The organism is Rhizobium halophilum (genome assembly GCF_021648825.1).
Classification (GTDB): Bacteria; Pseudomonadota; Alphaproteobacteria; order Rhizobiales; family Rhizobiaceae; genus Neorhizobium; species Neorhizobium halophilum.
Map to the genome: position 1 here is coordinate 564,263 of NZ_JAKJHS010000002.1, position 24,616 is coordinate 588,878.

The window sequence follows — 24,616 nt, forward strand, 5'->3', positions numbered from 1 at the left end:
TATCCCCATCCGGTCGCGGCCTTTCGCCTGCGCCGGGATCGATTGCTGATTGGATGACGAGAATCAGGTCGTCTGGGGTGGGCCGCGTGACATCGGCCGTGCAAGCGCCGTGAAGCCGAGCGTAAGCGAGGCAATGCGGAGCGGATTGTTGAGGAAGGCACGGTCGAGGGGCAGACCGACATCGCCCGCCGGCGTCGGCAGCGCGACGGAGGCGGCGAGCCTGCAGACTTCGCAGGTGGGGTGGACCCCATGGTCGTGATCGTCGTGCCCGACAGCGCAGATGTCGGCAAAGGTGCCGTCCGGCAGCCGATACTGCTCGCTGAAGGCTTCAAGCGGGACCGCCGCCTGAACCGGCTGGTGGCCGAGCCCGAGCGACAGGATCAGCAGTGCACACAGTGTGTGCAGCATCTTTCTCCATGTCCAGGGTCTGGCGATCATCGTCCGGTTCCAAAAGCGTCAGCGCGGCTTATCCCACGGCCATGCAACGAGCAATTCTCCTCGGCTGCTTCCTTGCGCCGCATCAATCACTTGAAATGAGCGACAAGAATCTTGCTGGCAGCGACATTTGACCCTTGCCAAGGAATGGGTCCCACGGATAATGGGCGGCACGTTCGTTGGGAGAAGCCGCTCGATTGCGGTGCCGAAGGAGCAACCGCCCCGGAAACTCTCAGGCAAAAGGACCAGCGCACGGCCTAACAGGACTCTGGAGAGAGGCATTGCCGACAAGGCAATGCACGCCGAAGGGATAACAATCTCAGGCGACAAGGACAGAGGGGGCTCATGAACCGGGCGCAATTGCGCCGTCAAATGAGCTTATGCGTCTATTGCGCAGCCTGGAGGTTATTCTTGGACCACTCCCCCACCCTGAAGCAAACCCCGTTGCACGCCCTGCACCTGTCGCTCGGAGCAAAGATGGTGCCCTTCGCCGGCTACGATATGCCTGTGCAGTATCCGATGGGCGTGATGAAGGAACACCTCCAGACACGCGCCGCCTCCGGCCTCTTCGACGTCTCGCATATGGGCCAGGTGATCGTCCGCGGCACCTCCTATGAGGACGCAGCCAGGGCTCTGGAGACGCTCGTGCCCGTCGACATCCTTGGCCTCAAGCCCGGCCGCCAGCGCTACGGCTTCTTCACCGCCGACAATGGTGGCATCCTCGACGATCTGATGATCACCAACCGCGGCGATCACCTGCTGGTCGTCGTCAATGCCGCCTGCAAGGAGCAGGACCTCGCCCATATGAAGGCGCATCTGGCCGGCTGCGAGGTGACGCTGCTCGAAGACCGGGCGCTTCTCGCCCTTCAAGGACCGTCCGCTGAAAAGCTTCTCGCCTCCCTCTGGGCGGGCGCTGCCGATATGATATTCATGGACGTCCGCGATGCCTCCATCCTCGGCGCCGACTGCATCATCTCCCGCTCCGGCTATTCCGGCGAGGACGGCTTCGAGATTTCCGTTCCGGCGGACAAGGCGGAAGAATTCGCAAAGGCGCTCTTGGCACATCCGGAGTGTGAGCCGATCGGTCTCGGAGCCCGTGATTCCCTCAGGCTGGAAGCCGGCCTCTGCCTCTATGGCAACGACATCGACACCACCACCTCACCGGTCGAGGCTTCGCTGGAATGGGCCATGCAAAAGGTGCGCCGCCCGGGCGGCGAGCGCGCCGGCGGCTATCCCGGTGCGGACCGCATCGCGGAGGATTTCGCCACAGGCCCGGTTCGCCGCCGCGTCGGGCTGAAGCCGGAAGGCAAGGCCCCGGTGCGCGCCCATGCCGTACTCTACGCCGAGGATTCGCCCGAGTCGCCGATCGGCGAAGTCACCTCCGGCACATTCGGTCCATCCGTCGAGGGTCCGGTCGCCATGGGCTATGTCCCCGCCGCACTCGCCGAACCCGGCACCCGCGTCTTCGCCGAAGTGCGCGGCAAGTACCTGCCGCTCACCGTCACCGCCCTGCCCTTCATCACGCCCACCTACAAACGCTAAAAAATCCTCCGGAGAGAACCATGCTGAAATTTACCGCCGAACACGAATGGCTGAAGCTCGAGGGCGATGTCGCCACCGTCGGCATTACCACCCATGCCGCCGAGCAGTTGGGCGATCTCGTCTTCGTCGAATTGCCGGAAGTCGGCGCCGAGCTGACGAAAGACGGCAATGCCGCCACCGTTGAATCGGTGAAGGCCGCATCCGACGTCTACGCGCCGCTGGATGGCGAGGTGACCGAGGTCAACCAGGCGATCGTCGACGACCCTTCGCTCGTCAATTCCGACCCCCAGGGCGCTGCCTGGTTCTTCAAGCTGAAACTCAAGAACCCCTCCGATGCCGATGCCTTGCTTGACGAATCGGCCTACAAGGACCTGATCGGATGAACGACAGCACCGACTTCCACTTCACCGACTATCAGCCCTACGACTTCGCCAACCGGCGCCATATCGGCCCTTCGCCCTCCGAAATGGCGGAGATGCTGAAGGTCATCGGCTATCCTTCGCTCGATGCGATGATCAATGCCACGGTGCCGGCCTCCATCCGCCAGACGGAGCCGCTGGCCTGGGGTGCGGCGCTGACCGAGCGGGAAGCCCTCGACAAGCTGCGCGAGACCGCCAACAAGAACCAGGTGCTCACCTCGCTGATCGGCCAGGGCTATTACGGCACCATCACGCCGCCGGTGATCCAGCGCAACATCCTGGAAAATCCCGCCTGGTACACAGCCTACACGCCCTACCAGCCGGAAATCTCGCAAGGGCGCCTCGAGGCGCTCCTCAACTTCCAGACGATGATCTCGGACCTCACCGGCCTCGACGTTGCCAATGCCTCGCTGCTCGACGAGGCAACGGCCGCCGCCGAAGCCATGGCGCTCTGCCAACGCCAGGCAAAGTCGAAGGCGACCGCCTTCTTCGTCGACAAGGAGTGCCACCCGCAGACGATCGCGCTGATTGAGACGCGCGCCGCACCACTCGGCTGGAGCGTGATCGTCGGCGATCCGATGACGGATCTCGATCCGGTCGACGTCTTCGGCGCGATCTTCCAGTATCCGGGCACCCATGGTCATGTGCGTGACTTCACCGGCCTGATTGCCCGCCTTCACCAGACGGGTGCCGTTGCGGCCGTTGCCGCCGACCTCCTGGCGCTGACGCTCCTCAAGTCTCCCGGCGAGATGGGTGCGGATATAGCCATCGGCTCCTCGCAGCGCTTCGGCGTTCCGGTCGGCTATGGCGGTCCGCACGCGGCCTATATGGCGGTCAAGGATGCCCACAAGCGCGCCATGCCCGGCCGCCTCGTCGGCGTTTCCGTCGACGCACGCGGCAACCGCGCCTATCGCCTGTCGCTGCAGACCCGCGAGCAGCACATCCGCCGCGAGAAGGCGACGTCGAACATCTGCACCGCGCAGGTCCTGCTCGCCGTCATGGCCTCCATGTACGGCGTCTTCCATGGCCCCGACGGGCTGAAGGCGATCGCCCAGCAGGTGCACAAGAAGGCCGTGCTGATGGCCAAGGGTCTGGAAAAGCTCGGCTACGCCGTCGAGCCCGACGGCTTCTTCGACACCATCACGGTCGAAGTCGGCCACATGCAGGCGCTGATCCTGCGCGCGGCTGTCGCGGAAGGCGTCAACCTGCGCAAGGTCGGCACCACGAAGATCGGCATGTCGCTCGACGAGCGTACCCGCCCTGCAACACTGGAAGCCGTGTGGCGCGCCTTCGGCGGCAGTTTCAAGGTCGCCGACTTCGACGTCGACTACCGCCTGCCGCAGGAGCTCCTGCGCAAGTCGCCCTACATGACGCATCCGATCTTCCACATGAACCGCGCAGAAAGCGAGATGACCCGCTACATCCGCCGCCTGTCGGATCGCGATCTGGCGCTCGACCGGGCGATGATCCCGCTCGGCTCCTGCACGATGAAGCTCAATGCGACGGCGGAAATGCTGCCGATCACCTGGCCGGAATTCTCCGACATCCACCCCTTCGTGCCGGCCGATCAGGCGCTGGGCTACAAGGAGATGATCGACGACCTGTCGGCCAAGCTCTGCCAGATCACCGGCTATGACGCCTTCTCCATGCAGCCGAACTCCGGTGCTCAGGGCGAGTATGCGGGGCTTCTGACGATCCGCAACTACCACATCGCCCGCGGCGACACCCATCGCGACGTCTGCCTCATCCCGACCTCCGCGCACGGCACCAATCCGGCGTCGGCGCAGATGGTCGGCATGAAGGTGGTGCCGGTGAAGGCGAAGGAAAACGGCGACGTCGACCTCGACGACTTCCGTGCCAAGGCCGAGCAGCACGCCGCCAACCTGTCGGCCTGCATGATCACATACCCGTCGACCCACGGCGTGTTTGAGGAAACGGTCAAGGAGATCTGCGAGATCACCCACCGCCACGGCGGCCAGGTTTATCTCGACGGCGCCAACATGAACGCCATGGTCGGCCTGTCACGCCCCGGCGACATCGGCTCGGACGTCTCCCACCTCAACCTGCACAAGACCTTTTGCATCCCGCATGGCGGCGGTGGTCCGGGCATGGGGCCGATCGGCGTCAAGGCGCATCTCGCCCCCTACCTGCCTGGTCATCCGGAGCAGGACGGGCGTGAGGGGGCGGTTTCGGCCGCTCCCTTCGGCTCGCCGTCGATCCTGCCGATCTCCTGGTCCTACTGCCTGATGATGGGCGGCGAAGGCCTGACCCAGGCAACCAAGGTGGCGATCCTCAACGCCAACTACATCGCCGCCCGGCTGAAGGGCGCCTATGACGTGCTCTACAAGTCGGCGAACGGTCGTGTGGCGCATGAATGCATCATCGATACCCGACCCCTGAATGCTTCGGCGGGCGTGACCGTTGATGATATCGCCAAGCGTCTCATCGACTGCGGCTTTCATGCGCCAACCATGAGCTGGCCGGTTGCGGGCACGCTGATGATCGAGCCGACGGAATCGGAAACGAAGGCCGAAATCGACCGCTTCTGCGATGCCATGCTGACCATCCGCGAAGAGGCCGGCGCCATCGAGGACGGCCGCATGGACAAGGCGAACAACCCGCTGAAGAACGCCCCGCACACGGTGGAAGACCTCGTCGGCGACTGGGACCGCCCCTATAGCCGCGAACAGGCCTGCTTCCCGCCGGGCTCCTTCCGCGTCGACAAGTACTGGTCGCCGGTCAACCGCATCGACAACGTCTATGGCGACCGCAACCTCGTCTGCACCTGCCCGCCGATGAGCGAATACGCCGAAGCTGCCGAATAAGCCGCACCAGAGGAGAAGGGCCCGGTGAGCCCTTCTCCTCGCCTACGGGCCCGTGCGCTGCAAACCCCGCACTGATTATATTAGCAAGCTCTGCACAAGCTAAGCGTGACATTTATTGAACTACACGCGAACATCTTCTGTCGCGGCGGCACCGTCGCATGTGGGGTTATCCATGCTACACAGGAATTCAACTCGTTCGGAAGTAACCCTGAAATCGGACGATCTGGAACTGCTCCAGCGTTTCCTGGAAGCTTGGTGTGAAGAGCACCATGTTGACCTTCGGGATGATCGTGCTGCAGAAGTCGCGTCTGCATTGATCGACTGGTACCGCTCGGGGATGACGGATCGCGATCTCCTGAAGTGTGACCCTCCCGTTCTTTCTCCTAAGCCTGAGAATATCCGGCATCTTCTGCGGCGGCTTTCAGAAACTTGACCACTGCTCCTGGCAAGCTACCACGCGGTTGGATGGGAGATATTATTTGCCTGCGGCACTTGTCTTGTTTCGATTAGCCGCTATGTTGAGCCTATCGAACTTTGCTAGCGACTTTTGTTCCCAAGCTACGGCTGTTTCAGAACTCCTCGTCATCGTCGATTATCCAGATCGGTCATTGCGACCGGGCCCACCAACGATTACAAGGAATATCGTTATGAATACAGGTACCGTAAAGTGGTTCAACAGCACGAAGGGCTTTGGTTTTATCCAGCCTGACAACGGCAGCCAGGACGTTTTCGTTCATGTCTCGGCCGTTGAGCGCGCTGGCATGCGTGGCCTGACCGAAGGTCAGAAGATCAGCTACGACATCGTCCAGGACAAGCGTTCGGGCAAGAGCTCTGCAGACAATCTGCAGGCCGCCTAAAGTTTCATTGCCACGTGCGACCATGGATCTACCGGGGCGTCGTGGGCGGTGATAGTGAAGGTCGGGAGCAGTCCCGGCCTTTTGTTTTTTGCGCATCTTTTGAATGAGGCGCAGCTGAAGCTGGATGATCATCGAGCTTCTCCCCACTGAAGGGGCAAAAGACCCACCTCTCCTTCAGTGATATTTTCTGGGTCACTTCCGAACTGGTTCGGAACAAGCAGCGGCCTATGGCCGGAAAGGAGCAATTTTTGCAGGTACTCGTCCGAGATAATAATGTCGATCAAGCGCTGCGGGTGTTGAAGAAGAAGATGCAGCGCGAGGGCCTCTTCCGTGAAATTCGCGCACGCGAATCCTATGAAAAGCCGTCGGAAAAGCGGGCTCGCGAAAAGGCTGAGGGTATCCGCCGGGCAAGGAAGCTGGCCCGCAAGAAGATGCAGCGCGAAGGCCTTTTGCCGGCGCCAAAAAAGAAGGTCTTTGGCGGTAGCCGCTAAGGCCGACCCTACGCGGCCCTCGTGGCCGCGTCCAATGTTCATGCAAAGGAGCATGCCATGACCGCCACCAAGGAAGAGTTTTTCAAGCCGGCAAAGATGTCCGCCCAAGCCAAGGCGGAGCAGACAAACACAGTTGTCCGGGACATTTTGGACGCCGAGACCTCGGCTCGTGAAAAGAAGACGGAACGTTTGAAAGCCTTGCGCCTTGCGCAGCCCGCGCCAGCGCCGGTGAAGACAGGCAAGGCCAAGCGTTAAAGGCACATCCGAAGACCACTAATCCTGAACTACGCTCTCCCGGAATGTAGGCTCGCATCGGTCTTCATGCTATCAACGAGCAGTCAAGACTCACCTCAACAGCAGGAAGACACACATGGACCGCAACAACAGCGATGGGCTCTGGGACAAGTTTTTCGATACTGATTCTCAATCCGGTACCGGCCGTTTCGTTGCGTTGATAGCTGCTTTCGCTGTTCTTGGCGGAGGGTTGTCCTGGCTCGCATCCTGAGCAAAGACAACGGCCCTTACAGCCTCGTTAACTCCTTCTAATCCACCGACCCCTACCTTCTCTTCATAAAGACGCCAATTTCCCTTTCCAGCGCAGTCCTTGCAGTCCTGCGATGCGTCGTGAAGACCTCATGCCCCTTCTTTTCATCCGCCCGGACCTTCTCTAGTGTCGTGTGATGGATCGTTACCGTCTCTCTCTCCTCCTCCGTTCAGCCCTGCTCGCATGTTTGAATGTATCCCCTTGGGCAGCACTGGAGGCCATCCCTGCGGCTGCGCAACAGGCCGTCTTCCCGCCAGCGCCGGATGCACCTCAACCCATGTGGCGAGTGACTGAGACCATTCACACCTATGGCATACGAGGAGCGACCGGCATCGAGCTCTACCGCTCGATTGGGGAACGCGGCCCCGCCGCCGGCGTGCAGGCCATCGCGCATACGAGCTTCAGGCTCACCTGGACACGCGACTATCGCCCGCAGCCCGACGGCGCCTGCGTGCTGGCGGTAGCCAAACCAAAGTTGACCATCACCTATACGCTGCCCAAGGCCCCGGAAAATCTACCCCAGGCGGTACAGGAGAGCTGGACGCGCTTCATAGCCGGGGTGGAGAAGCACGAGCGCGTCCACGGCGAGCAGATCATCGAGATGGTCAAGGGGATCCAGGTTTTCAGCCTCGGCCTGCGTGCCGAAGACGACCCGAAGTGCCAGAAGGTGCGCGCCAGTCTGCAGGCACAACTGAAACAGTTCTCCGACGAACGCGTGCGCCAGTCGCGGGAGTTCGACGATGTGGAGCTCACCGAAGGCGGCGCGGTCCACCAGCTGATCCTTGCCCTCGTTAATGGCCCTTGAGCTGCCGGGCAGCGACCGAGTTGCTCCAGCACGCTAAAGAAAAGCCCCCGCAGAGACTGCGGGGACTCAAAACGACGAAGAAATCGTCTTCGTTATGGCTTACTGCTGGTCCTGCATCTCGCCGCGGACGCCTTCAAACGCAGGAGCGTCTTCCAGCTGCTGGCGGGTCACGTTGAGGACGATGCGCTCCGGGAGGCCGTCTTCGCCGATCTGGATCGTGTCGGCATCGTTGGCAGCCATTTCGGCATTGTCGCCGGTCGCCGGCATGCCGGTGCCCGTGGTGGTGTTGGTGGTCGCAGCCGGGTCATTGGTCATGGCCGTCTGGTTGCCGTCAGCCGGAGCGATGGTCGCGCCGCCAGCAGACGTTGTTGCCGTGCCGGTAGCATCGGTCGAAGCGGTGGTTTCTTCCGAAACTCCCTGCTGCTGCTCCATCTTCATGGCAGCCTGATCGGCTTCAGCCTGCGTTGCGCCCGGGCCCAGCTCGAGAGCACTCATGTCGATGGCGACATCCTTTTCGCCGATGCCGAGGAAGCCGCCCACGCCAACAATCACGGCATTGACGGAGCCGTCCTGGCTAACGAGGACGTCGTTGATTTCGCCGATGCTCTCACCGTCGGAACCGTAGACAGACTTGCCCTGGAAATCGGAAACGCGCCATGCGCCGGTCGACGGTACGGTTACGAACGGACCTTCGGTCATGTTGCCGGCGTCAGCCGTCGCGCCCATCGGCTTTACGTCGTTCATGCCGCCGGCGGCATTGTTCTGGTTGGTCATCGTCGCGTCGTCCTGGACGACGCCCGGAGCTGCCGGGGCAGTCGTTGCGGCACCGTCGTTCGTCTGGGCAGACGCAGCCAGCGGGAAGGCCGCGGAGAGAAGAAGGATGGAAAGCATACGCTTGGTCATGACAGGCTCCTTGTTGAGCGTAATTGGGACGCGGGAAGAATGCGCATCCTTCAACTTCGTTCCGCTCAAACAGAAAACCTGATGACGATTTAGAAAAAGCCGCTCCCGTCAGCCGGCCTTGCGGGCCGCCTCCATGGCCGGCTCCGGAGAGCCTGCGACATCCACCGCGCCAAATGCCTCCGCGATCACCTGCGGGCCTGCGCCAGGCTTGGTCGACTCGGTCGACAGGATCTGACGATAGCGCCGCGCACCCGGATATCCCTGGAAGAGACCGACCATGTGCCGGGTCACGTGGTTCAGCCGCCCGCCCTGCGCCAGAACCCGCTCGCTATAGGCCGTCATCGTCTCGCAGAGCGCCGTCCAGTCGACATCTCTGTGTGGCGCTCTGAAAATTTTCTCGTCCACCTCGGCCAGAAGTCCGGCATTCTGGTAGGCAGCCCGTCCGAGCATCACCCCGTCCATTTGGTCGAGATGGTGGCGGGCCTGGTCGAGATCCGCGATCCCGCCATTGATGCCGAGGAAGACATCCGGGTTCTCCTCCTTCATCCGGTGGACGAGGCCGTGATCGAGCGGCGGCACCTCGCGGTTCTCCTTCGGCGACAGGCCCTGCAGCCAGGCCTTGCGGGCATGGATCCAGATCGCATCCGCCCCAGCGCCGATCATGCGGGCAAGAAACTCCGGCAGCACCGCCTCCGGCTCCTGCTCGTCCACCCCAATGCGACACTTCACCGTCAACGGCACGCCCGCCACCCGCTTCATCGCCGTAACACAGTCCGCCACCAGCTCCGGCATGCGCATCAGGCAGGCGCCGAAGGTGCCCGACTGCACCCGGTCCGAGGGGCAGCCGACATTGAGGTTGATCTCGTCATAGCCGAAGTCCGAGGCGATCCGCACTGCCTCGGCGAGCTTTGCCGGGTCCGAGCCGCCAAGCTGCAGCGCCACCGGATGCTCTTCCGGCGAAAAGCCGAGCAACCTGTCCCGCGGCCCGTGGATGATCGCATCCGCCACCACCATCTCAGTATAAAGCAGCGCCTCCCCCGTCAGCTGCCGGTGGAAATAGCGGCAATGCCGGTCGGTCCAGTCGATCATCGGCGCCACGGCGAAAATCTTGCGGCCGTCGTTGAGGGCTTGTGAATACATCTCGGTCCTTTCCATCGCCGCGCTCATACAGCAAGCGCGCCCCATTCGCCAGTTTTCCGCCACCGGGTTCGCCGCTAGGATGCCGGCGATTCATCGGCGGGCTCATCTCCCGCAACAAGAAGGACGACACCGGGAGGAACCATGCCGCTCTATGCTCTGGGAGAGAAACAGCCGAAGACCCCTGCCCCCGACCGCTACTGGATCGCGCCGACCGCAACTGTGGTGGGCGATGTCGAGATCGGCGAGGACGTCGGCATCTGGTTCGGCGCGGTCCTGCGCGGCGACAACGAGCCAATCGTCATCGGCGCGCGCACCAACATCCAGGAAGGCGTGATGATCCACAATGATCGCGGCTTCCCCGTCACCATCGGAGCAGACTGCACCATCGGCCATCACGCCATCATCCACGGCTGCACCATCGGCGAAAACGCCCTCGTCGGCATGGGCGCGACGATCCTGAACGGCGCCAGGATAGGCAACAACTGCCTGATCGGAGCCAATGCGCTGGTCACCGAAGGCAAGGAAATCCCCGACAACTCGCTGATCGTCGGCTCGCCCGCGAAGGTCATCCGCACGCTCGACGAGACGGCGGTTGCCGCCCTGCGCAAGTCGGCAGCACATTACGTGGAGCGCTGGAAACTGTTCGCCCGCGACCTGCGGCAGCTCTAGGGCAGGATTGGTCGAAGGCGCCCCTCAGGCGGCGCACTGCTCGCAAAGGCCGCGGATCTCGATCGTTGTCTTGGCCGGCTTGAACTTGCGCTCTCTGGCCCAGTCGTCGAGCCGATGGTCGACGGCATGTTCGTGGAACTCCACCACATGCCCGCAGCTCTCGCAGATGGCGAAGGCAACGGTGCCATGGCCATGGCCGCCGCAGCATTCCTTCTCCTGGTGCGCACAGGCAACGAATGCATTGAGGCTTTCCAGCCGGTGCACCATGCCGCGCTCCAAGAGCTTGTCCAGCGCCCGGTAGACCTGCAGCGGCGCCCGGAAGCCATGGTCGCGCAGCTTGTCCAGGATCGTGTAGGCGCTAAGCGGCGCGTCCGACCGCGAAAGCACGTCGAAGACCAGCGACTGGTTCTTGGTCAGGCCGGGAGCAGCGGTCATGGGCGAATTCCTCCGGTGGTGGCGTCCGCGCCTGAACGGCCGAGCGGCAGCAGGCTGACGATGAAGAGAGCGAGCGCGGCAACCACGATCGATGGCCCGGACGGCGTGTCATAATGTAGGGATCCGAACAGCCCCCCTGCAACCGCCAGCGCGCCGATCAGTGATGCGAGCACCGCCATCCGCTCCGGGCTTGCCGAAAACCGGCGCGCTGTGGCGGCGGGAATGATCAGCAGCGACGTTATCAGCAGGATGCCGACGATCTTCATGGCGATCGCGATCACCAGCGCCATCATCAGCATGAAGAGAAGCCGCGCCCGCTCCGGCTTCAAACCCTCGGCCTCCGCGACGTCCTCGCTGATGGTGGAGGCAACCAGCGGCCGCCAGAGCCAGACGACCGCGGCAAGCACGACCAGGCCGCCGCCCCAGATCAGCGCGATGTCCTCACGGGTGACGGCAAGGATGTCGCCGAACAGGAAGGCCATCAGGTCGATCCTGACCCAGCTCATGAAGGCGACCAGCACGAGCCCGATCGCAAGCGTCGAATGCGACAGGATGCCGAGCAGCGCATCGGCCGACAGCGCCTGGCGGCGCTGCAGGATGAGAAGGATGAGCGACACGACAACAGCGACCCCGAAGACGCTCACCATCAGGTTGAGCGAAAAGAGCAGCGAGAGCGCGACGCCGAGAAGCGCCGAATGGGCCATGGTGTCGCCGAAATAGGCCATCCGCCGCCAGACGACGAAGCAGCCGAGCGGCCCGGTGGTCACGGCCACGCCAATCCCGGCGATAAGGGCGCGAACGAAAAAGTCATCAAGCATGGCGTGCCGCCTCCCCGTCCTTGCTACCGTGGTCGTGGCTGTGGTGACCGTACTCGTGAGAATGATCGTGATCTTCGTGGTCGTGATCGTGGTGGTGATGATGCCCGTCTTCGGGGTGGCAGTGGTCGGTGATCGAGCCGTCACCATGTAACACGCGACCGTCCGGGAGATGGGTGTGGTCGTGCTGGTGGCTGTAGAGGGCGAGCCCGCGGGCATTGGCGCCGAAGAGGCGCTGGTAGTCCTCGCTGCGGCTGACGCTGTCGGGCGTGCCACGGCAGCAGACATGGCCGTTGAGGCAGATCACCGTGTCGGTTGCCGCCATGACCATATGCAGGTCGTGAGAGATGAGCAGGATGCCGCAGCCGGTGGTGTCTCGGATTTGGCGGATAAGGTCGTAGAGCGCCGTCTCGCCGGCGAAATCGACGCCCTGAACCGGCTCGTCAAGAACAAGCAGGTCGGGCTTGCGGGCGATCGCACGGGCCAGCAGCGCCCGCTGAAATTCTCCCCCGGAAAGATGGCGCACCTCTGCATCGATCAAATGAGAGATTCCGGTCGCCGAAAGAGCCCCAAGGAGATCGGCATCTGTCAGGCTGTTGGTCAGGCGCATGAGCCGGCGGACGGACAGAGGCATGGTCCAGTCGATCGAAAGCTTCTGCGGCACATAACCGATGCGCAGGTCTCCGGAGCGGGCAACGGAACCCTCGCTCGGACGCAGGACGCCGGTGACGAGCTTTGCCGTCGTCGACTTGCCCGCCCCGTTCGGGCCGATCAGGGTGAGAATTTCACCGCGGTTGATGGAGAGATCGACGCCCCGCACCAGCCAGCGGCCATTGCGCTGGATGCCGGCCTTCTGCAGGTCGACGAGTTGGTTGCGGCCCTGAGATCCGCCCTTGTTTTGCATCAGCATCTTTTTCTCGTGCCCTGTTGCCTGCCGCTATGACACACGTTATAGCATAACGCAATTGATGTAATAACATTACCTACACCTGCAAAACCGATAACAAGGAAGTCGCGATGAAAGCCCGAGCCCTCCTCCTCACCAGCTCCGTCCTGTTCTCAGCCTCTGCGGCCACTGCCGCTCCGGAGGTGGTGGTGTCCATCAAGCCGATCCACTCGCTGGTCGCGGCGATCATGGAAGGCATCGGTGAGCCGAAGCTGATCGTGGAAGGTGCCGCCTCACCGCATACCTTCACGATGAAGCCCTCAAACGCTCGCGCCGTCGAGGGCGCCGACATGGTGTTCTGGATGGGACCGGGCATGGAAGCCTTCCTCGAAAAGCCACTGGAGGCGCTGGCGTCGGATGCGACCGTCGTCGAACTCGATGACGCGGAAGGCCTGACCAAGCTGCCCTTCCGCGAAGGGGGCGCCTTCGAGGCGCATGACCATGGCCATGAGGGCCATGAGCACGAGGGCGCTGAGCACGGGGAACATGAGCATGATGAGCACGCCGCCGGCGAAGACCATGCGCACGCGCACGATGAAGCCGTGGCCGGTGAGGAACATGATCATCATGATCATGCCGAAGAAGCCGGTGAAGAGCACCACCATGAGCATGGCGCCTTCGACACGCATCTGTGGCTGGACCCCATGAATGCCAAGGCGATGGCCAGGGCGATCGAGAAGGCGCTTGGCGAGGCCGACCCGGAAAATGCAAAGGCCTATGCCGCCAATCTGGAGAGCCTCAATACCCGGATCGACTCGCTCGACAAGGAGATCGCAGAAACGGTCGCACCGGTGAAGGACAAGCCCTTCATCGTCTTCCACGATGCCTATCAGTATTTCGAAGATCACTATGGCGTCCGCGTTGTCGGCTCGGTTACCGTTTCGCCGGAAGTCGTTCCGGGGGCGGAGCGCGTCCAGGAAATCCATCAGAAGGTGCAGGAACTCGATGCTGCCTGCGTCTTTGCCGAGCCGCAGTTCGAGCCGAAGCTGATCCAGGTGGTGATCGAGGGCACGAACGCCCGATCCGGCACGCTGGATCCGGAAGGCGCGACGCTGATGGAGGGTCCAGACCTCTACTTCGACCTGATGCGGTCGATCGCGACAAACCTCAAGACCTGCCTGTCAGGTGCGTGAGACGCATAATTGCAATGACGAAAGGGCGGCTCGCGCCGCCCTTCTTCGTGTTGATGTCACCGTGCGGCGATGATGCTGGAAATGATCCCGGACGTGATGCCGATAAGCAGGAAGTCGTTGTCGACTTTCACCCAGCGATAGCCGCGTGGCGGTGCCGACAGCCGATAACGATGATAATCCCTGACGTCGCGCATGTGGCGGCGTTCCGTAGCCTGCAGCCTATGACCCCTGTTCCACCGGTGCTTCTTGACCACCACCTTCCTATCGACCGTAACATGCCGCTCGAGATGGCGGCTGCGGTCGGAATGTCGGTGATCATCCCGCGCCTGAGCCATCGGGGCAGCCAGGACAGTAGCGGCGAGCATGAGTGTAACGAGCATCTTCATGGTGTTTCCTCGTGTGGTTGACGAGGATGAGGCTAGGCCTCGCCCGATGAACGCCGGCTGAACTTCACATTACAGTTATGTAATGATTGCAGGTGGTTATTCGTCTTCCCTCATATTCGACGTCAGCCGTCCAGGCGCTCGTAGACGAAGTGGCTGAAGTCAGCCGGGCGGGCACGTCCGGACGTATCGAAGGCAAGCATGCCGGCAAAGGCACCGGTGAAGGAACCGTGCTCGCCACGCCCGCCTTCGTCGGAGATGACGCCGGCGTCGAGCACGGGGCCGATCGCCTGCCAGCCGCTACCGCCCCCCGCGCGCCAGAAGAACTGCAGGTCGTTTTCCCTGATTTCCATCGCCAGATCGATCGGGCCGTCCGGCACTGCGACACCACTGTCGGCGGGGAAGACCATGCGGCCATGGGGGAAGTCGCCGGGGCAGGAGAAGATCGTGACCACACGACCGAGCTTTTCGTGAAGCGTCACCACCACAGCGTGGAACTTGTGACGGTTGTAGTAATGCGTCAGCCCCGCCACCTGCTGATAGGAGTCGGGAGAGAAGTCGGCGGTCGTTTCAGCGCGGAAGGAGTGGTGCTCCTGCCGCCGCGCGACAAGCGCCTGCTCGAACCACGAGCCGACGCTTTCGCGGCCGTAGAGGCGCAGGTGACCCGACCGTTCTGAAAGGTTGAAGATGCGCTCCGGCTGCGGCGTACGCAGCCACTGGAAGTCCGCCGGCAGCGGGCCCGGTTCAAAGCCGGTCTCGATGCGTGCCGGCTGCTCCGTCACCTCGACATCGGTCGGCGCCGGAACCTCGACATCCGGCACCACACCACCCTGCGCCAGATACAGCCAGTCGTCGTCCTTCCAGACGCATTTCTGCAGCGCCGTCTCACGACCCAGCGTGCACCGGCGCTTCGGCAGCATTGGCCGGCCGCAGAGATGGGTGTGGTAGGGCTGACCGTCCGGCGTCTCGACATACTGTCCGTGCCCTGCCCTCTGCAGAACGGCATTGGGCGCATCCTTGGACGTGATGAGGTGCATATCCGGATGCATTTCGTAGGGGCCATCGATCGACCGCGAGCGGGCCATGGTGACGGCATGGTCGTAGCCGGTGCCGCCTTCCGCCGTCGTCAGATAGTACCAGCCGTTGCGCTTGAAGAGATGCGGACCCTCGACCAAACCGAGAGGACTACCGGCGAAGATGTTCTTGATCGGCCCCTTCAGCGACTTCGTCTCGGCGTCCCACTCCTGCAGCAGGATGCCGTCAAAGGCTGGGCTCTTGGGCGCGCCGCCGTAGCTTTCGGTGCGGTGGTTCCACTGCATGTTGACGAACCACTTGCGGCCGTCGTCGTCATGAAAGAGCGAGGGGTCGAAGCCGGAGGAGTTCACGTAGATCGGGTCCGACCACTCGCCCTCGATGGTCGGAGAGGTCACGATGTAGTTGTGGGCGTCCTTGAAGTTGCCGTCGTAGCGCTTGACGTCGGTGTACACGAGCCAGAACAGCCCATCGGCATAGGAGAGGCAGGGCGCCCAGATGCCGCAGCTGTCAGGATTGCCGCGCATGTCGAGCTGGCTTGCCCGCTCCAGCGGCCGGCGTACCAGCGTCCAGTTCACCAGGTCCCGCGAATGATGGATCTGGACGCCCGGATACCATTCGAAGGTGGAGGTGGCGATATAGTAATCCTCCCCGACGCGGCAGATCGACGGGTCGGGGTTGAAGCCCGGCAGGATCGGGTTGCGGATCATGATGTCTCTCCTCCCATAGGTCGTGCCCGGCCGTTCCCCGCCGGGCACCTTTCGTCAATGCTAGCGCTGCGGTCCCTCGCGCTCGGCGGAGGCGGCCCAGAGGTTGATGTCGGCTTCCTTGGCGTGACGATCGATCTCCGCCAGCTCATCAGGGGCGAACTCCGGATTGTCGAGCGCCCTGACGCAATCCTCCACCTGCTCCGGACGGCTGGCGCCGATCAATGCGGTCGTGACCCGGCCGCCGCGCAGCACCCAGGCGATCGCCATCTGCGCCAGCGTCTGGCCCCGCTTTTCGGCGATCGCGTTCAGCGCACGCAGGTTCTCGACATTGCGGTCGTTGAGGAAAGCCGCACGCAGCGACTTGCCCTGTGCGGCTCGGCTGTCTTCTGGAATACCCGAAAGGTATTTCGACGTCAGCATGCCCTGCGCCAGCGGCGAAAAGACGATGGAGCCGATGCCGAGATCCTCGAGCGTATCAAGGAGGCCGTCTTCCTCGATCCAGCGGTTGATCATCGAATAGCTCGGCTGGTGGATGAGGACCGGCGTGCCGAGTTCCTTCAGGATGGCTGCTGCCTCACGGGTTCGCTTCGAGTTGTAGGAGGAAATGCCGACATAAAGCGCCCTGCCCGACCGCACGATGTGGTCGAGCGCGCCGCAGGTTTCTTCCAGCGGCGTGTCCGGGTCGAAGCGGTGGGAGTAAAAGATGTCGACATAGTCGAGGCCCATGCGCTTCAGGCTCTGGTCGCAGGAGGCAACCAAATACTTGCGGCTGCCCCATTCGCCGTAGGGGCCCGGCCACATGTTGTAGCCGGCCTTCGACGAGATGATCAGCTCGTCGCGATACCCGGCGAAGTCTTTCGCCAGGATCTCGCCGAAGGCGATCTCTGCGCTGCCAGCCGGCGGCCCATAGTTGTTGGCAAGGTCGAAATGAGTGATGCCGAGGTCGAAGGCCTTGCGGCAGATTGCCTGCTTGCGCTCGTGCGGCGTGTCGTGGCCGAAGTTGTGCCAGAGGCCGAGCGAGATCGCCGGCAGCTTGAGCCCCGAGTGGCCGCAGCGGTTGTACTTCATCGATGAATATCGGTCGTCTGCCGGTTGCCAGGCCATGACATCCTCCTTGTCCTTGAAATGCGGTACGGGCGCGAACGGCCCGCACCGCATACATAGCGGATCACCGCAGCAGCGCCAGCGCCTCGTCGATGCCGAGCGGCTCCGGCTGCGTGCAGGTGGTGGTCATCTCGATGAAGCGCCCCTCCTCGCCCGATTTCAGGATCGAAGTTAAAACGTCAATGCCATGCAGCGAGCGGTCGAGCGAGCAGCGCGGGTCGCGCTTCTCGATCAGCGCCATGGCCATGTCGGCAAGGCCTGCCGTGCGGTAGTTGGCCCGCGGACCGTTCGGGTGCTCCTGGTTCGCCTTGGAGAAGGGATGGTTCCACTCCGGCAGCGGCTTGATGTCCTTGTCACGCCCCGAGGCTTCCACGTGACCGCCGAAGAAGTTCGGATCGGGAACGTAGAGCGATCCCTCGGTACCGTAGAGCTCCATGTTGGCGTGGCGATGCGACCAGACATCCCAGCTGGCCGACATGGTGATCGTCGCGCCATTGGCGAATTCCAGCAGCGCATGGATGTTCGTCGGCGTTTCCACCGGGACCGTGGTGCCGGCGAGCGGCTGACTGGTCACGGTGCGCGTCGGGTTTGCCATGGAGGTGAGCGCGCCAACGCGCTTCACCGGTCCGATCAGGTTGATGAGGTTCGCAACGTAGTACGGCCCGAGGTCGAGGATCGGACCGCCGCCCTTGAGGAAGAAGAAGCCAGGGTTCGGATGCCACATCTCCATGCCAGGGCTCATGACATGGCAGGTGCCTGACGTGATGCGACCAACGCCGCCCTCGTCAACATATTTGCGCGCCAGCTGATGGGCGCCGCCGAGGAAGGTGTCCGGCGCGCAGCCGATCGCAAGGTTCTTCGCCTTGGCAATCCGCCGCAGCTCCTCGCCCTCCTCCAGCGACAGAACCAACGGCTTTTCCGAATAGACGTGCTTGCCGGCTTCCAGGATCACCTTCGACACGCGGAAATGCGCGTCCGGGATCGTCAGGTTGACGATGACGTCCAGCTCGTCATTGGCGAGCAGTTCATCAATCGTCTGCGCCTTCACCCCGTATTCCTTCGCCCGCAACTGCGCGGCCTCCGGATTGAGGTCGGCGCAGGCGAGCATCTTGATGCCCTTGAACAGCGGCGCCAGCGCCAGGTAGGTGATGGAAATATTGCCGCATCCGATGATGCCGACGCCGAGTTCCTTGGCCATGTGGGGCTCCGAAAATGCTGGGGTATCAGTAGGTCTTGAAGGCTGCGATCGAGCGGGCGATCAGCCGTTCGAGGTCGTTGGGATTGTCGTGTTCGACGACGTAGTGCTTCGTCTTCGTCTTCTCACGCAGCGCCGCCATAAGGCCTTTCCAGTCGACCGTGCCGTGGCCGACATCGGCCCAGCCGTCCTCGTCGGTGTTCTCACCGGCAGGCGCGATGTCCTTGACATGAACTGCGGTAATGCGGTCGCCGTAGCGGTCGATCCAGTCCATCGGGTCGGCGCCGCCGCGGATGACCCAGGCGATGTCGGCTTCCCAGGCAAGATCCGGCCCGCCCTCGAGGATCTGCTCCTGCGCGGTCGTGCCGTCGTCCAGCGTCTTGAACTCGAAGTCGTGATTGTGCCAGCCGAAGGTGTAGCCGGCATCCTTGTAGCGCTTGCCGGCTTCCGACAGACGCTTGCCGAAGGCGCGCCAGCCGGCGGCGTCGGTCGGGCGCAGATCGGCGACCAGATGCGGGCAGTAGATCGCCTCCATGCCGAGCGTCTTGGCGATCAACAGCGCCTGTTCCGGCTCCTTCTCCAGAAGGTCGAGGCCGAAATGGCCCGTCGGCATGGTCAGCCCGTTTGCATCGAGATCCGCCTTCATCGCCTTCAGCTGGCCCTCGTCCATGCTGGCATAAAGGGCGCCGTAGCCCTCGACTTCCGCATAGCCGGCCTTGCCGAGTGCAGTCAGCGTATCGGCGAGCGGCGGGAAATTGCGCGCGCTGTAGAGCTGGAAACCGAGTTTCGTCATGTCATCCTCCTGGGCCGGTGGCCCTTCTGCTGAAAGGTTCAATCTGCCGACTGGCAGGAATAGAGGTCGTAGATGCGGAAGACCGGTGAAGCCGCACTCGGCTCCGAAGGGGTGAAGGTGATGCGGCGGCTTTCGCCGGCGGCAAGGTCGAAGGCGTTGTCGGAATAACGGCCGGGCGTGTCGCTCTCGACCATCACGAAGAGCGCGAGACCGGACGCCTGAACCAGGAGGTTGATCGCGCCGTCTCCGGCCGGTGACATGAAGACCTCAAGCCCCGGCGGTGCCAGATCGAGCGCCTTGTAGGTGCCGTGAACATAGTGCCCCCCGCCGCCCATGCCGTTGGTGGCGGTAAAGCTCCAGAACAGGATCGCATCCGGCGTAAGGTCGGCCGCCGACAGAGTAACCGCCGTCACCGCCGCATCCGGCGAGCAGAGGGCGTCGACGCTTGTAAGGGGCGTACGGGTCCCGTCGAGCGAGACCGTCGACAGGTTGATGGTGACGGTGACGTCCTCGATGGTGTCATTGACCAGCGAGACGCGGATGTCCGAGCCATCGTCCGATGGAATGGCGGCAACGGCAACCGGCTGGAAGAAGCGCCGGGCAACATAATGCAGGACCTTCCAGCCGCCGCCATAGTCGAGGCTCGACCAGGAGGCGACGGGCCAAGTGTCGTTGAGTTGCCAGTAGAGCGTGCCCATGCAATGCGGCTTCAGCGACCGCCAATAGTCGACCGCAGTGCGGATGGCGAGCGCCTGCTGCACCTGGCTGAGATAAACGAAGTTGGCGCAGTCCTTCGGGAAGCGGAAGTAGCGGAACATGGTCGCCGCAATCCGCTCGTTGCCACCGGCATTCTTCTGGTGGTGCTCCATCACCGGAGAGGCGATGTTCAAGTCCTTCGGTTCGGCATAGGTCTGGATCACCGGCAGGGAGGTATAGGACTGGAAGCCGAATTCCGAGCAAAAGCGCGGGCGGACGGAGCGGTAATTGTCGAAGCTCTTGTTCTCGTGCCAGACCGACCAGTAGTGCATGTCGCCGGAGCCGTCGGCGTGCCAGGCGTCGCCGTAATCGAGATAGCCGGAAGCCGGGCTGGACGGCCACCAGATCGCTTCGGGTGCAGCCGCTTTCAGCGCCTGCTCGATCGTGCGGTTGAGGCGATCGTAGGAAACCAGATAGCGGTCACGGTTCTCGATCGACTCCTTGAACCAGGTCAGCGCGCCAACCAGCTCATTGTCGCCGCACCAGAGCACGATCGAGGGATGCGAGACCAGCCGGCGGACCTGGTAGTCCACCTCCTCCGCAACATCGTCGAGGAAGTCCGGCGTCGAGGGGTAGAGGTTGCAGGCGAACTGGAAGTCCTGCCAGACCATCAGGCCCAGCCGGTCGCAGAGGTCGTAGAACCAGTCTGCCTCGTAAAAGCCGCCGCCCCAGACGCGGATCATGTTCATGTTGGCATCGACGGCCGATTGCAGCAGGTCCTGCGTCTTTTCCGGGCTGGTGAGCGAAAAGAGCGCGTCGGCGGGGATCCAGTTGGCGCCGCGGCAGAAGATCTCCCGGCCGTTGATGCGGAAGGCGAAGCGGCTTCCCGCCTCGTCCGGATCGGTTATCAGCTCGACGGTCCGAAGGCCGATCTGGCGTGTTACCTGATCCTCGGGGATCTCCACCGTCAGGCGGTAGAGGTTCTGCTCGCCGCTGCCCGCCGGCCACCAGAGCCGGGGTTCGGCAATCTCGAAGACGTGGTGGATTGTGGTCTCGCCGGCGGCAATGCCGCAATCCAGCCGAACGCGCTCGCCATCGAGATCGAAATGCACCGGCACGACGCCCGGGTCCACAGCATAGAGCGTCAGCGCCACGTGCAGCTCAACCTTGCCATCGACTTGTCTCTGGCTGGTGACCACGTGCTCGATCCGCGCCGTTTCGAGCCGGTTCAGCGAGATCTCCCCGTAGAGGCCGAGCGGCGCAACGGCGATATTCCAGTCCCAACCGAAATGGCACTGCGGCTTGCGCAGCATGTTGCCGTTTGGGATCGGCGAATTGCCAGGATGGTAGGGAATGTAGAAGGGCTGGCGCGCCTGCCGCTCCTCCCCCGCCGCGATGCTGGAGTGGAAGTGGATGCGGATCGTGTTGTCGCCCGCCTGCAGCGCGGCCGAAACATCCGGACGGTAGCGGCGGAAGCAGTTGTCCGCCGAGAGAACCGAAACGTCGTTGATGAAGACGACAGCCACCGTGTCGAGATAGGTGATGTCGAGATACCAGCTCCCGTCCGGGTCATCGATGACGAACTGCCGCTCGATCATCCATTCCCATTCGGCGACCCACTGGACCTGATCCTCGTTGCGGCCGACATACGGATCCGAGATGATCCCGGCCCTTCTCAGCGCCGTATGGACGTCACCGGGTATCGCGATCTCGGTGACGTATGCACCGTCCGCCGACAACAGCCGCCACGTGCTGGAGAGATCGAGCTTCGACATCGTCATGACTGCGCTCAGATCCGCTCTTCGGTTTCGGCGTCGAAGAGGGACGCGAGCTCCATGTCGAACGACAGCTGCAGCCGGGTGGCGGGCGCATAACGCCTTGCACCGCCGATCCGGACGGACATGGTGTGGCCGGCGTGTTTCAGCCACAACAGGTTGTCGGCGCCCATCGGCTCTTCCAGATCGACCACCGCCTCATGTTTCTCGATCCCGGGGACGTCGCTGTCGACGTGGATGTGTTCGGGGCGCAGGCCCAGCACCACCTTTCGTCCTGCGACGAGCGGATTGGCAGCCTCGTAGCCATCGAGCGAGAAGGAGACGCCATGGGTCTTGAAGACCGTCTTGCCACCCTCCTCCACCAGTTCGCCGTGCAGGAAGTTCATCGACGGGGAACCGATGAAGCCGGCAACGAACAGGTTGACCGGTCGGTTGTAGATCGTCATCGGATCGTCGAGCTGCTGGATGACGCCGCTCTTCATGATTGCGATCCGGTCCGCCAGTGTCAGCGCCTCGATCTGGTCGTGGGTGACGTAGATCATCGTGTTCTTCAGCGAATGGTGGAGCCGCTTGATCTCGACGCGCAGCTCCGAGCGCAGCTTGGCGTCGAGGTTGGAAAGCGGCTCATCGAAGAGGAAGACGTCGACATCGCGCACCAGCGCCCGGCCGATCGCCACGCGCTGCCTTTGCCCGCCTGAAAGCTCAGCCGGCTTGCGCTTCAGGAGCGGTTCGATCTGCAGGATCTCGGACGCCCGCGCGATGCGCCGGTCGATGTCGTCCTTCGGTACGCCTGCGACGCGCAGCCCGAAGGACAGGTTCTTTTCCACCGTCATCTGCGGGTAAAGCGCATAGGACTGGAACACCATGCCGATGCCGCGATCCTTGGGTTCCTCCCACGTGACGTTCTTGCCCTTGATGAAGATCTGCCCGTCCGTCGGCTCCAGCAGGCCCGCAATGCAGTTCAGCAAGGTCGACTTGCCGCAGCCGGAAGAGCCGAGCAGCACGAGAAACTCGCCATCGCGCACTTCGAGATCCAGATTGCGCAGCACGTTGACGGCGCCGAACGAAAGGGAAAGGTCACGGATGGAAACGCTGTTGGTCATGAATTACCCCTTCACTGCGCCTGCGGCGATGCCGCGGACGAAAAGCCGGCCGGAAACGAAATAGACGATGAGGGGAATGGCGCCCGTGAGAAGCGTCGCGGCCATGTTGACATTGTACTCCTTCACGCCCTGGACGGAGTTGACGATATTGTTGAGCTGGACTGTCATCGGATAGGTGTCGGGCCGGGTGAAGACGACGCCGAACAGGAAGTCGTTCCAGATGCCCGTGACCTGCAGGATCATCGCAACCACGAAGATCGGCAGCGACATCGGCAGCATGATGCGCAGATAGATCTGCCAGAACCCCGCACCGTCGATGCGGGCCGCCTTGAACAGTTCCACCGGCAGCGAGGCAAAGTAGTTGCGGAAGAGCAGCGTCAGGATCGGCATGCCAAAAATGGTATGGACGATCACGAGGCCGGTCAGCGTGCCGTAGACGCCAAGCTCGCGCAGCGCGATCACCACCGGATAGATCATCACCTGATAAGGGATGAAGGCACCGATGATCAGGATCGAGAAGAAGAGTTCCGAGCCCTTGAAGCGCCAGTTGGCGAGCGAATAGCCGCTGACCGAGGCGACGAAGATCGAGACCACCACGGACGGGACGAGGATCTGCACGGAGTTCCAGAAGCCGCGCGAAAGTCCGTCGCAGTTCAACCCGGTGCAGGCCTCCGCCCAGGCTTTCACCCAAGGCTCGAAGGTGATCTCCATCGGCGGCGAGAAGATGTTGCCCATACGGATTTCGGGCATGCCCTTCAGCGAGGTCACGACCATCACGTAAAGCGGCAGCAGGTAGTAAAGGGCGGCGATTGACAGAACGCCATAGAGGATGATGTTGCGGCGCGACAGCACCCGCTTCGGCCGGCGACCGCGAGGGCCGGAGACATCGGCGGCAACCGCATCGAAGCCGGCCCCGGTGGTATTGAGTGTCGAGATGTTAGCCACGCTTCTTCCCTCCGAACTCGAGATAGGCCCACGGGATGATGATGATTGCGACGGTGAGCAGCATCATGGTGGAGGCGGCGAAACCCTGGCCGAGATTCTGGGCCTGGAACATGTAATCGTAGACGTATTTTGCCGGCACTTCCGAGGCGTTGCCGGGGCCGCCGCTCGTCTGGGCGACGACGAGGTCATAGACCTTGACGATGCCGCTCGCGATAATCACCAGCGTGGTGATGAAAACAGGCCGCATCATCGGGATGACGATGAAGAGATAAGTGCGCCACATCGGAATGCCGTCGACCCGCGCGGCCTTCCAGATGTCTTCGTCGATGCCCCTGAGGCCCGCCAGCATCAGGCACATCACGAGCCCCGTTCCCTGCCACAGGCCGGCGATCAGGATGCCGTAGATGACGATGTCGGGGTTGTAGAGCGGGTCGAACGTGAAGTTTTCGAAGCCGAGCGAGCGCACGATCCCCTGGATGCCGAACTCCGGATTGAGGATCCACTGCCAGACGAGGCCGGTGACGATGAAGGAGAGCGCGAAGGGGTAAAGGAAGATCGTCCGGAACGCGTTCTCAAAGCGGATCTTCTGGTCCATCAGCGCCGCCAGCAGAAAGCCGATAACGAGGCTGAAGATCAGCGACAGAATGCCGTAGATCGCAAGATTTTGGATCGAGATGATCCAGCGCGACGTGCTCCACAGCCGCTCATACTGGTCGAGCCCGACGAAGGACAGGCGCGGCAGGAGCTTAGAATTGGTGAAGGAGTAGAGGATGGTCCAGAGCGAGCCTCCGAGGAAGATGCCCATCGCAATCAGGATCATCGGGATGGAGGCAATCTTGGAATTCAGATTGCGGAATAACTGGTTGGGGCGTTTGGCAGGCGCATGACCTGTCATTGTCGGTTCCTCCTCGAGCACGACTT

The 24,616-nt window shown here is 62.6% G+C and carries 25 protein-coding genes and 2 riboswitches; of the genes, 10 read left to right on the plus strand and 15 right to left on the minus strand.

Going from position 1 to position 24,616, the window contains the following annotated elements; genetic code table 11:
- Positions 1-63: 63 nt before the first annotated feature.
- The gene (locus tag LXM96_RS07265; RefSeq protein WP_239997700.1) at positions 64-408 is read right to left on the minus strand and encodes a hypothetical protein; all 345 of its coding nucleotides are present in this window, start codon (positions 406-408) and stop codon (positions 64-66) included.
- A gap of 197 nt (positions 409-605) precedes the next feature.
- A riboswitch (glycine riboswitch) is annotated at positions 606-693 on the plus strand.
- A riboswitch (glycine riboswitch) is annotated at positions 694-781 on the plus strand.
- A 65-nt stretch (positions 782-846) separates the two neighbouring features.
- Between LXM96_RS07265 and gcvT the strand changes: the two genes are divergently transcribed.
- The 8 genes from gcvT to LXM96_RS07300 all read left to right on the plus strand — a co-directional run bounded on the left by gcvT (position 847) and on the right by LXM96_RS07300 (position 7,918).
- Positions 847-1,977, plus strand: a complete 1,131-nt coding sequence (gene gcvT / locus LXM96_RS07270; protein WP_239997701.1) for a glycine cleavage system aminomethyltransferase GcvT — start codon at positions 847-849, stop codon at positions 1,975-1,977.
- 20 nt (positions 1,978-1,997) lie between these two features.
- A complete protein-coding gene (gene gcvH, locus LXM96_RS07275) occupies positions 1,998-2,360 on the plus strand; it encodes a glycine cleavage system protein GcvH (RefSeq protein WP_239997702.1) in 363 nt (120 codons plus the stop codon).
- Positions 2,357-5,221 (plus strand): aminomethyl-transferring glycine dehydrogenase, encoded by a 2,865-nt coding sequence (gene gcvP, locus LXM96_RS07280; protein WP_239997703.1) that lies wholly within the window; start codon positions 2,357-2,359, stop codon positions 5,219-5,221. Before gcvH ends, gcvP begins: the two co-directional genes overlap by 4 nt.
- A 647-nt stretch (positions 5,222-5,868) precedes the next feature.
- Complete coding sequence (locus LXM96_RS07285) at positions 5,869-6,078, plus strand: cold-shock protein (RefSeq protein WP_029618104.1); 210 nt, start codon at positions 5,869-5,871, stop codon at positions 6,076-6,078.
- Positions 6,079-6,326: 248 nt separating this feature from the next.
- Entirely contained in the window at positions 6,327-6,569 is a 243-nt protein-coding gene (gene rpsU, locus LXM96_RS07290) for a 30S ribosomal protein S21 (RefSeq protein ID WP_239997704.1), read from the plus strand.
- A 57-nt stretch (positions 6,570-6,626) separates the two neighbouring features.
- Positions 6,627-6,824, plus strand: coding sequence for a hypothetical protein (locus LXM96_RS07295; RefSeq protein WP_239997705.1), 198 nt, complete (start codon positions 6,627-6,629; stop codon positions 6,822-6,824).
- A gap of 115 nt (positions 6,825-6,939) precedes the next feature.
- Complete coding sequence (locus tag LXM96_RS21590; protein ID WP_262913543.1) at positions 6,940-7,074, plus strand: hypothetical protein; 135 nt, start codon at positions 6,940-6,942, stop codon at positions 7,072-7,074.
- A 316-nt stretch (positions 7,075-7,390) separates the two neighbouring features.
- On the plus strand, positions 7,391-7,918 hold the full coding sequence (locus LXM96_RS07300; RefSeq protein WP_239997811.1) for a DUF922 domain-containing Zn-dependent protease: 528 nt from the start codon (positions 7,391-7,393) through the stop codon (positions 7,916-7,918).
- Between the two features lie 99 nt (positions 7,919-8,017).
- On the opposite strand, the gene LXM96_RS07305 is transcribed toward LXM96_RS07300, so the two are convergent.
- Together LXM96_RS07305 and dusA are read right to left on the minus strand one after the other, a co-directional pair.
- Positions 8,018-8,821, minus strand: coding sequence for a PRC-barrel domain-containing protein (locus LXM96_RS07305; protein WP_239997706.1), 804 nt, complete (start codon positions 8,819-8,821; stop codon positions 8,018-8,020).
- A 108-nt stretch (positions 8,822-8,929) separates the two neighbouring features.
- Positions 8,930-9,961, minus strand: a complete 1,032-nt coding sequence (gene dusA, locus LXM96_RS07310) for a tRNA dihydrouridine(20/20a) synthase DusA (RefSeq protein ID WP_239997707.1) — start codon at positions 9,959-9,961, stop codon at positions 8,930-8,932.
- 141 nt (positions 9,962-10,102) lie between these two features.
- On the opposite strand from dusA, the gene LXM96_RS07315 reads away from it, so the two are divergent.
- The gene (locus LXM96_RS07315) at positions 10,103-10,630 is read left to right on the plus strand and encodes a gamma carbonic anhydrase family protein (RefSeq protein WP_239997708.1); all 528 of its coding nucleotides are present in this window, start codon (positions 10,103-10,105) and stop codon (positions 10,628-10,630) included.
- Positions 10,631-10,654: 24 nt separating this feature from the next.
- Here the strand turns inward: LXM96_RS07315 and LXM96_RS07320 are convergent, their stop codons facing one another.
- The 3 genes from LXM96_RS07320 to LXM96_RS07330 are packed head-to-tail and all read right to left on the minus strand — an operon-like array spanning position 10,655 to position 12,790.
- The gene (locus LXM96_RS07320; RefSeq protein WP_239997709.1) at positions 10,655-11,065 is read right to left on the minus strand and encodes a Fur family transcriptional regulator; all 411 of its coding nucleotides are present in this window, start codon (positions 11,063-11,065) and stop codon (positions 10,655-10,657) included.
- Complete coding sequence (gene znuB / locus LXM96_RS07325; RefSeq protein ID WP_239997710.1) at positions 11,062-11,883, minus strand: zinc ABC transporter permease subunit ZnuB; 822 nt, start codon at positions 11,881-11,883, stop codon at positions 11,062-11,064. Before znuB ends, LXM96_RS07320 begins: the two co-directional genes overlap by 4 nt.
- Positions 11,876-12,790, minus strand: coding sequence for an ATP-binding cassette domain-containing protein (locus LXM96_RS07330; RefSeq protein WP_394801899.1), 915 nt, complete (start codon positions 12,788-12,790; stop codon positions 11,876-11,878). Before LXM96_RS07330 ends, znuB begins: the two co-directional genes overlap by 8 nt.
- 107 nt (positions 12,791-12,897) lie before the next feature.
- On the opposite strand from LXM96_RS07330, the gene LXM96_RS07335 reads away from it, so the two are divergent.
- Entirely contained in the window at positions 12,898-13,959 is a 1,062-nt protein-coding gene (locus LXM96_RS07335) for a zinc ABC transporter substrate-binding protein (RefSeq protein WP_239997711.1), read from the plus strand.
- Between the two features lie 56 nt (positions 13,960-14,015).
- On the opposite strand, the gene LXM96_RS07340 is transcribed toward LXM96_RS07335, so the two are convergent.
- The 9 genes from LXM96_RS07340 to LXM96_RS07380 form a co-directional block, all read right to left on the minus strand.
- Positions 14,016-14,345, minus strand: a complete 330-nt coding sequence (locus LXM96_RS07340; RefSeq protein WP_239997712.1) for an RcnB family protein — start codon at positions 14,343-14,345, stop codon at positions 14,016-14,018.
- A gap of 122 nt (positions 14,346-14,467) precedes the next feature.
- Positions 14,468-16,084, minus strand: coding sequence for a glycoside hydrolase family 43 protein (locus LXM96_RS07345; protein ID WP_239997713.1), 1,617 nt, complete (start codon positions 16,082-16,084; stop codon positions 14,468-14,470).
- Positions 16,085-16,144: 60 nt separating this feature from the next.
- Positions 16,145-17,188 (minus strand): L-glyceraldehyde 3-phosphate reductase, encoded by a 1,044-nt coding sequence (gene mgrA / locus LXM96_RS07350; RefSeq protein WP_239997714.1) that lies wholly within the window; start codon positions 17,186-17,188, stop codon positions 16,145-16,147.
- 64 nt (positions 17,189-17,252) lie between these two features.
- Positions 17,253-18,386, minus strand: coding sequence for a Gfo/Idh/MocA family protein (locus tag LXM96_RS07355; RefSeq protein WP_239997715.1), 1,134 nt, complete (start codon positions 18,384-18,386; stop codon positions 17,253-17,255).
- Between the two features lie 25 nt (positions 18,387-18,411).
- Positions 18,412-19,176 carry a sugar phosphate isomerase/epimerase family protein gene (locus LXM96_RS07360; RefSeq protein WP_239997716.1) on the minus strand — a complete coding sequence of 255 codons (765 nt, stop codon included), beginning with the start codon at positions 19,174-19,176 and terminating at the stop codon, positions 18,412-18,414.
- Between the two features lie 38 nt (positions 19,177-19,214).
- Positions 19,215-21,653 (minus strand): beta-mannosidase, encoded by a 2,439-nt coding sequence (locus LXM96_RS07365; RefSeq protein ID WP_394801900.1) that lies wholly within the window; start codon positions 21,651-21,653, stop codon positions 19,215-19,217.
- Positions 21,654-21,661: 8 nt separating this feature from the next.
- Positions 21,662-22,750 carry an ABC transporter ATP-binding protein gene (locus tag LXM96_RS07370; protein ID WP_239997717.1) on the minus strand — a complete coding sequence of 363 codons (1,089 nt, stop codon included), beginning with the start codon at positions 22,748-22,750 and terminating at the stop codon, positions 21,662-21,664.
- A gap of 3 nt (positions 22,751-22,753) precedes the next feature.
- Positions 22,754-23,695 (minus strand): carbohydrate ABC transporter permease, encoded by a 942-nt coding sequence (locus LXM96_RS07375; RefSeq protein WP_239997718.1) that lies wholly within the window; start codon positions 23,693-23,695, stop codon positions 22,754-22,756.
- Entirely contained in the window at positions 23,688-24,590 is a 903-nt protein-coding gene (locus LXM96_RS07380) for a carbohydrate ABC transporter permease (protein WP_239997719.1), read from the minus strand. Before LXM96_RS07380 ends, LXM96_RS07375 begins: the two co-directional genes overlap by 8 nt.
- Between the last annotated feature and the right edge of the window lie 26 nt (positions 24,591-24,616).

Excerpts from the sequence above, each read along its gene's own strand:
- znuB (WP_239997710.1), bottom strand. The coding sequence starts at position 11,883 with ATGCTTGATGACTTTTTCGTTCGCGCCCTTATCGCCGGGATTGGCGTG.
- dusA (WP_239997707.1), bottom strand. The coding sequence starts at position 9,961 with ATGTATTCACAAGCCCTCAACGACGGCCGCAAGATTTTCGCCGTGGCG.
- LXM96_RS07365 (WP_394801900.1), bottom strand. The coding sequence starts at position 21,653 with ATGACGATGTCGAAGCTCGATCTCTCCAGCACGTGGCGGCTGTTGTCG.
- gcvH (WP_239997702.1), top strand. The coding sequence starts at position 1,998 with ATGCTGAAATTTACCGCCGAACACGAATGGCTGAAGCTCGAGGGCGAT.
- LXM96_RS07320 (WP_239997709.1), bottom strand. The coding sequence starts at position 11,065 with ATGACCGCTGCTCCCGGCCTGACCAAGAACCAGTCGCTGGTCTTCGAC.
- LXM96_RS07305 (WP_239997706.1), bottom strand. The coding sequence starts at position 8,821 with ATGACCAAGCGTATGCTTTCCATCCTTCTTCTCTCCGCGGCCTTCCCG.
- LXM96_RS21590 (WP_262913543.1), top strand. The coding sequence starts at position 6,940 with ATGGACCGCAACAACAGCGATGGGCTCTGGGACAAGTTTTTCGATACT.
- LXM96_RS07355 (WP_239997715.1), bottom strand. The coding sequence starts at position 18,386 with ATGGCCAAGGAACTCGGCGTCGGCATCATCGGATGCGGCAATATTTCC.
- LXM96_RS07380 (WP_239997719.1), bottom strand. The coding sequence starts at position 24,590 with ATGACAGGTCATGCGCCTGCCAAACGCCCCAACCAGTTATTCCGCAAT.
- LXM96_RS07315 (WP_239997708.1), top strand. The coding sequence starts at position 10,103 with ATGCCGCTCTATGCTCTGGGAGAGAAACAGCCGAAGACCCCTGCCCCC.
- LXM96_RS07330 (WP_394801899.1), bottom strand. The coding sequence starts at position 12,790 with ATGCTGATGCAAAACAAGGGCGGATCTCAGGGCCGCAACCAACTCGTC.
- LXM96_RS07300 (WP_239997811.1), top strand. The coding sequence starts at position 7,391 with ATGTGGCGAGTGACTGAGACCATTCACACCTATGGCATACGAGGAGCG.
- LXM96_RS07295 (WP_239997705.1), top strand. The coding sequence starts at position 6,627 with ATGACCGCCACCAAGGAAGAGTTTTTCAAGCCGGCAAAGATGTCCGCC.
- LXM96_RS07335 (WP_239997711.1), top strand. The coding sequence starts at position 12,898 with ATGAAAGCCCGAGCCCTCCTCCTCACCAGCTCCGTCCTGTTCTCAGCC.
- LXM96_RS07345 (WP_239997713.1), bottom strand. The coding sequence starts at position 16,084 with ATGATCCGCAACCCGATCCTGCCGGGCTTCAACCCCGACCCGTCGATC.
- LXM96_RS07285 (WP_029618104.1), top strand. The coding sequence starts at position 5,869 with ATGAATACAGGTACCGTAAAGTGGTTCAACAGCACGAAGGGCTTTGGT.
- gcvP (WP_239997703.1), top strand. The coding sequence starts at position 2,357 with ATGAACGACAGCACCGACTTCCACTTCACCGACTATCAGCCCTACGAC.
- LXM96_RS07370 (WP_239997717.1), bottom strand. The coding sequence starts at position 22,750 with ATGACCAACAGCGTTTCCATCCGTGACCTTTCCCTTTCGTTCGGCGCC.
- LXM96_RS07360 (WP_239997716.1), bottom strand. The coding sequence starts at position 19,176 with ATGACGAAACTCGGTTTCCAGCTCTACAGCGCGCGCAATTTCCCGCCG.
- LXM96_RS07340 (WP_239997712.1), bottom strand. The coding sequence starts at position 14,345 with ATGAAGATGCTCGTTACACTCATGCTCGCCGCTACTGTCCTGGCTGCC.
- LXM96_RS07265 (WP_239997700.1), bottom strand. The coding sequence starts at position 408 with ATGCTGCACACACTGTGTGCACTGCTGATCCTGTCGCTCGGGCTCGGC.
- mgrA (WP_239997714.1), bottom strand. The coding sequence starts at position 17,188 with ATGGCCTGGCAACCGGCAGACGACCGATATTCATCGATGAAGTACAAC.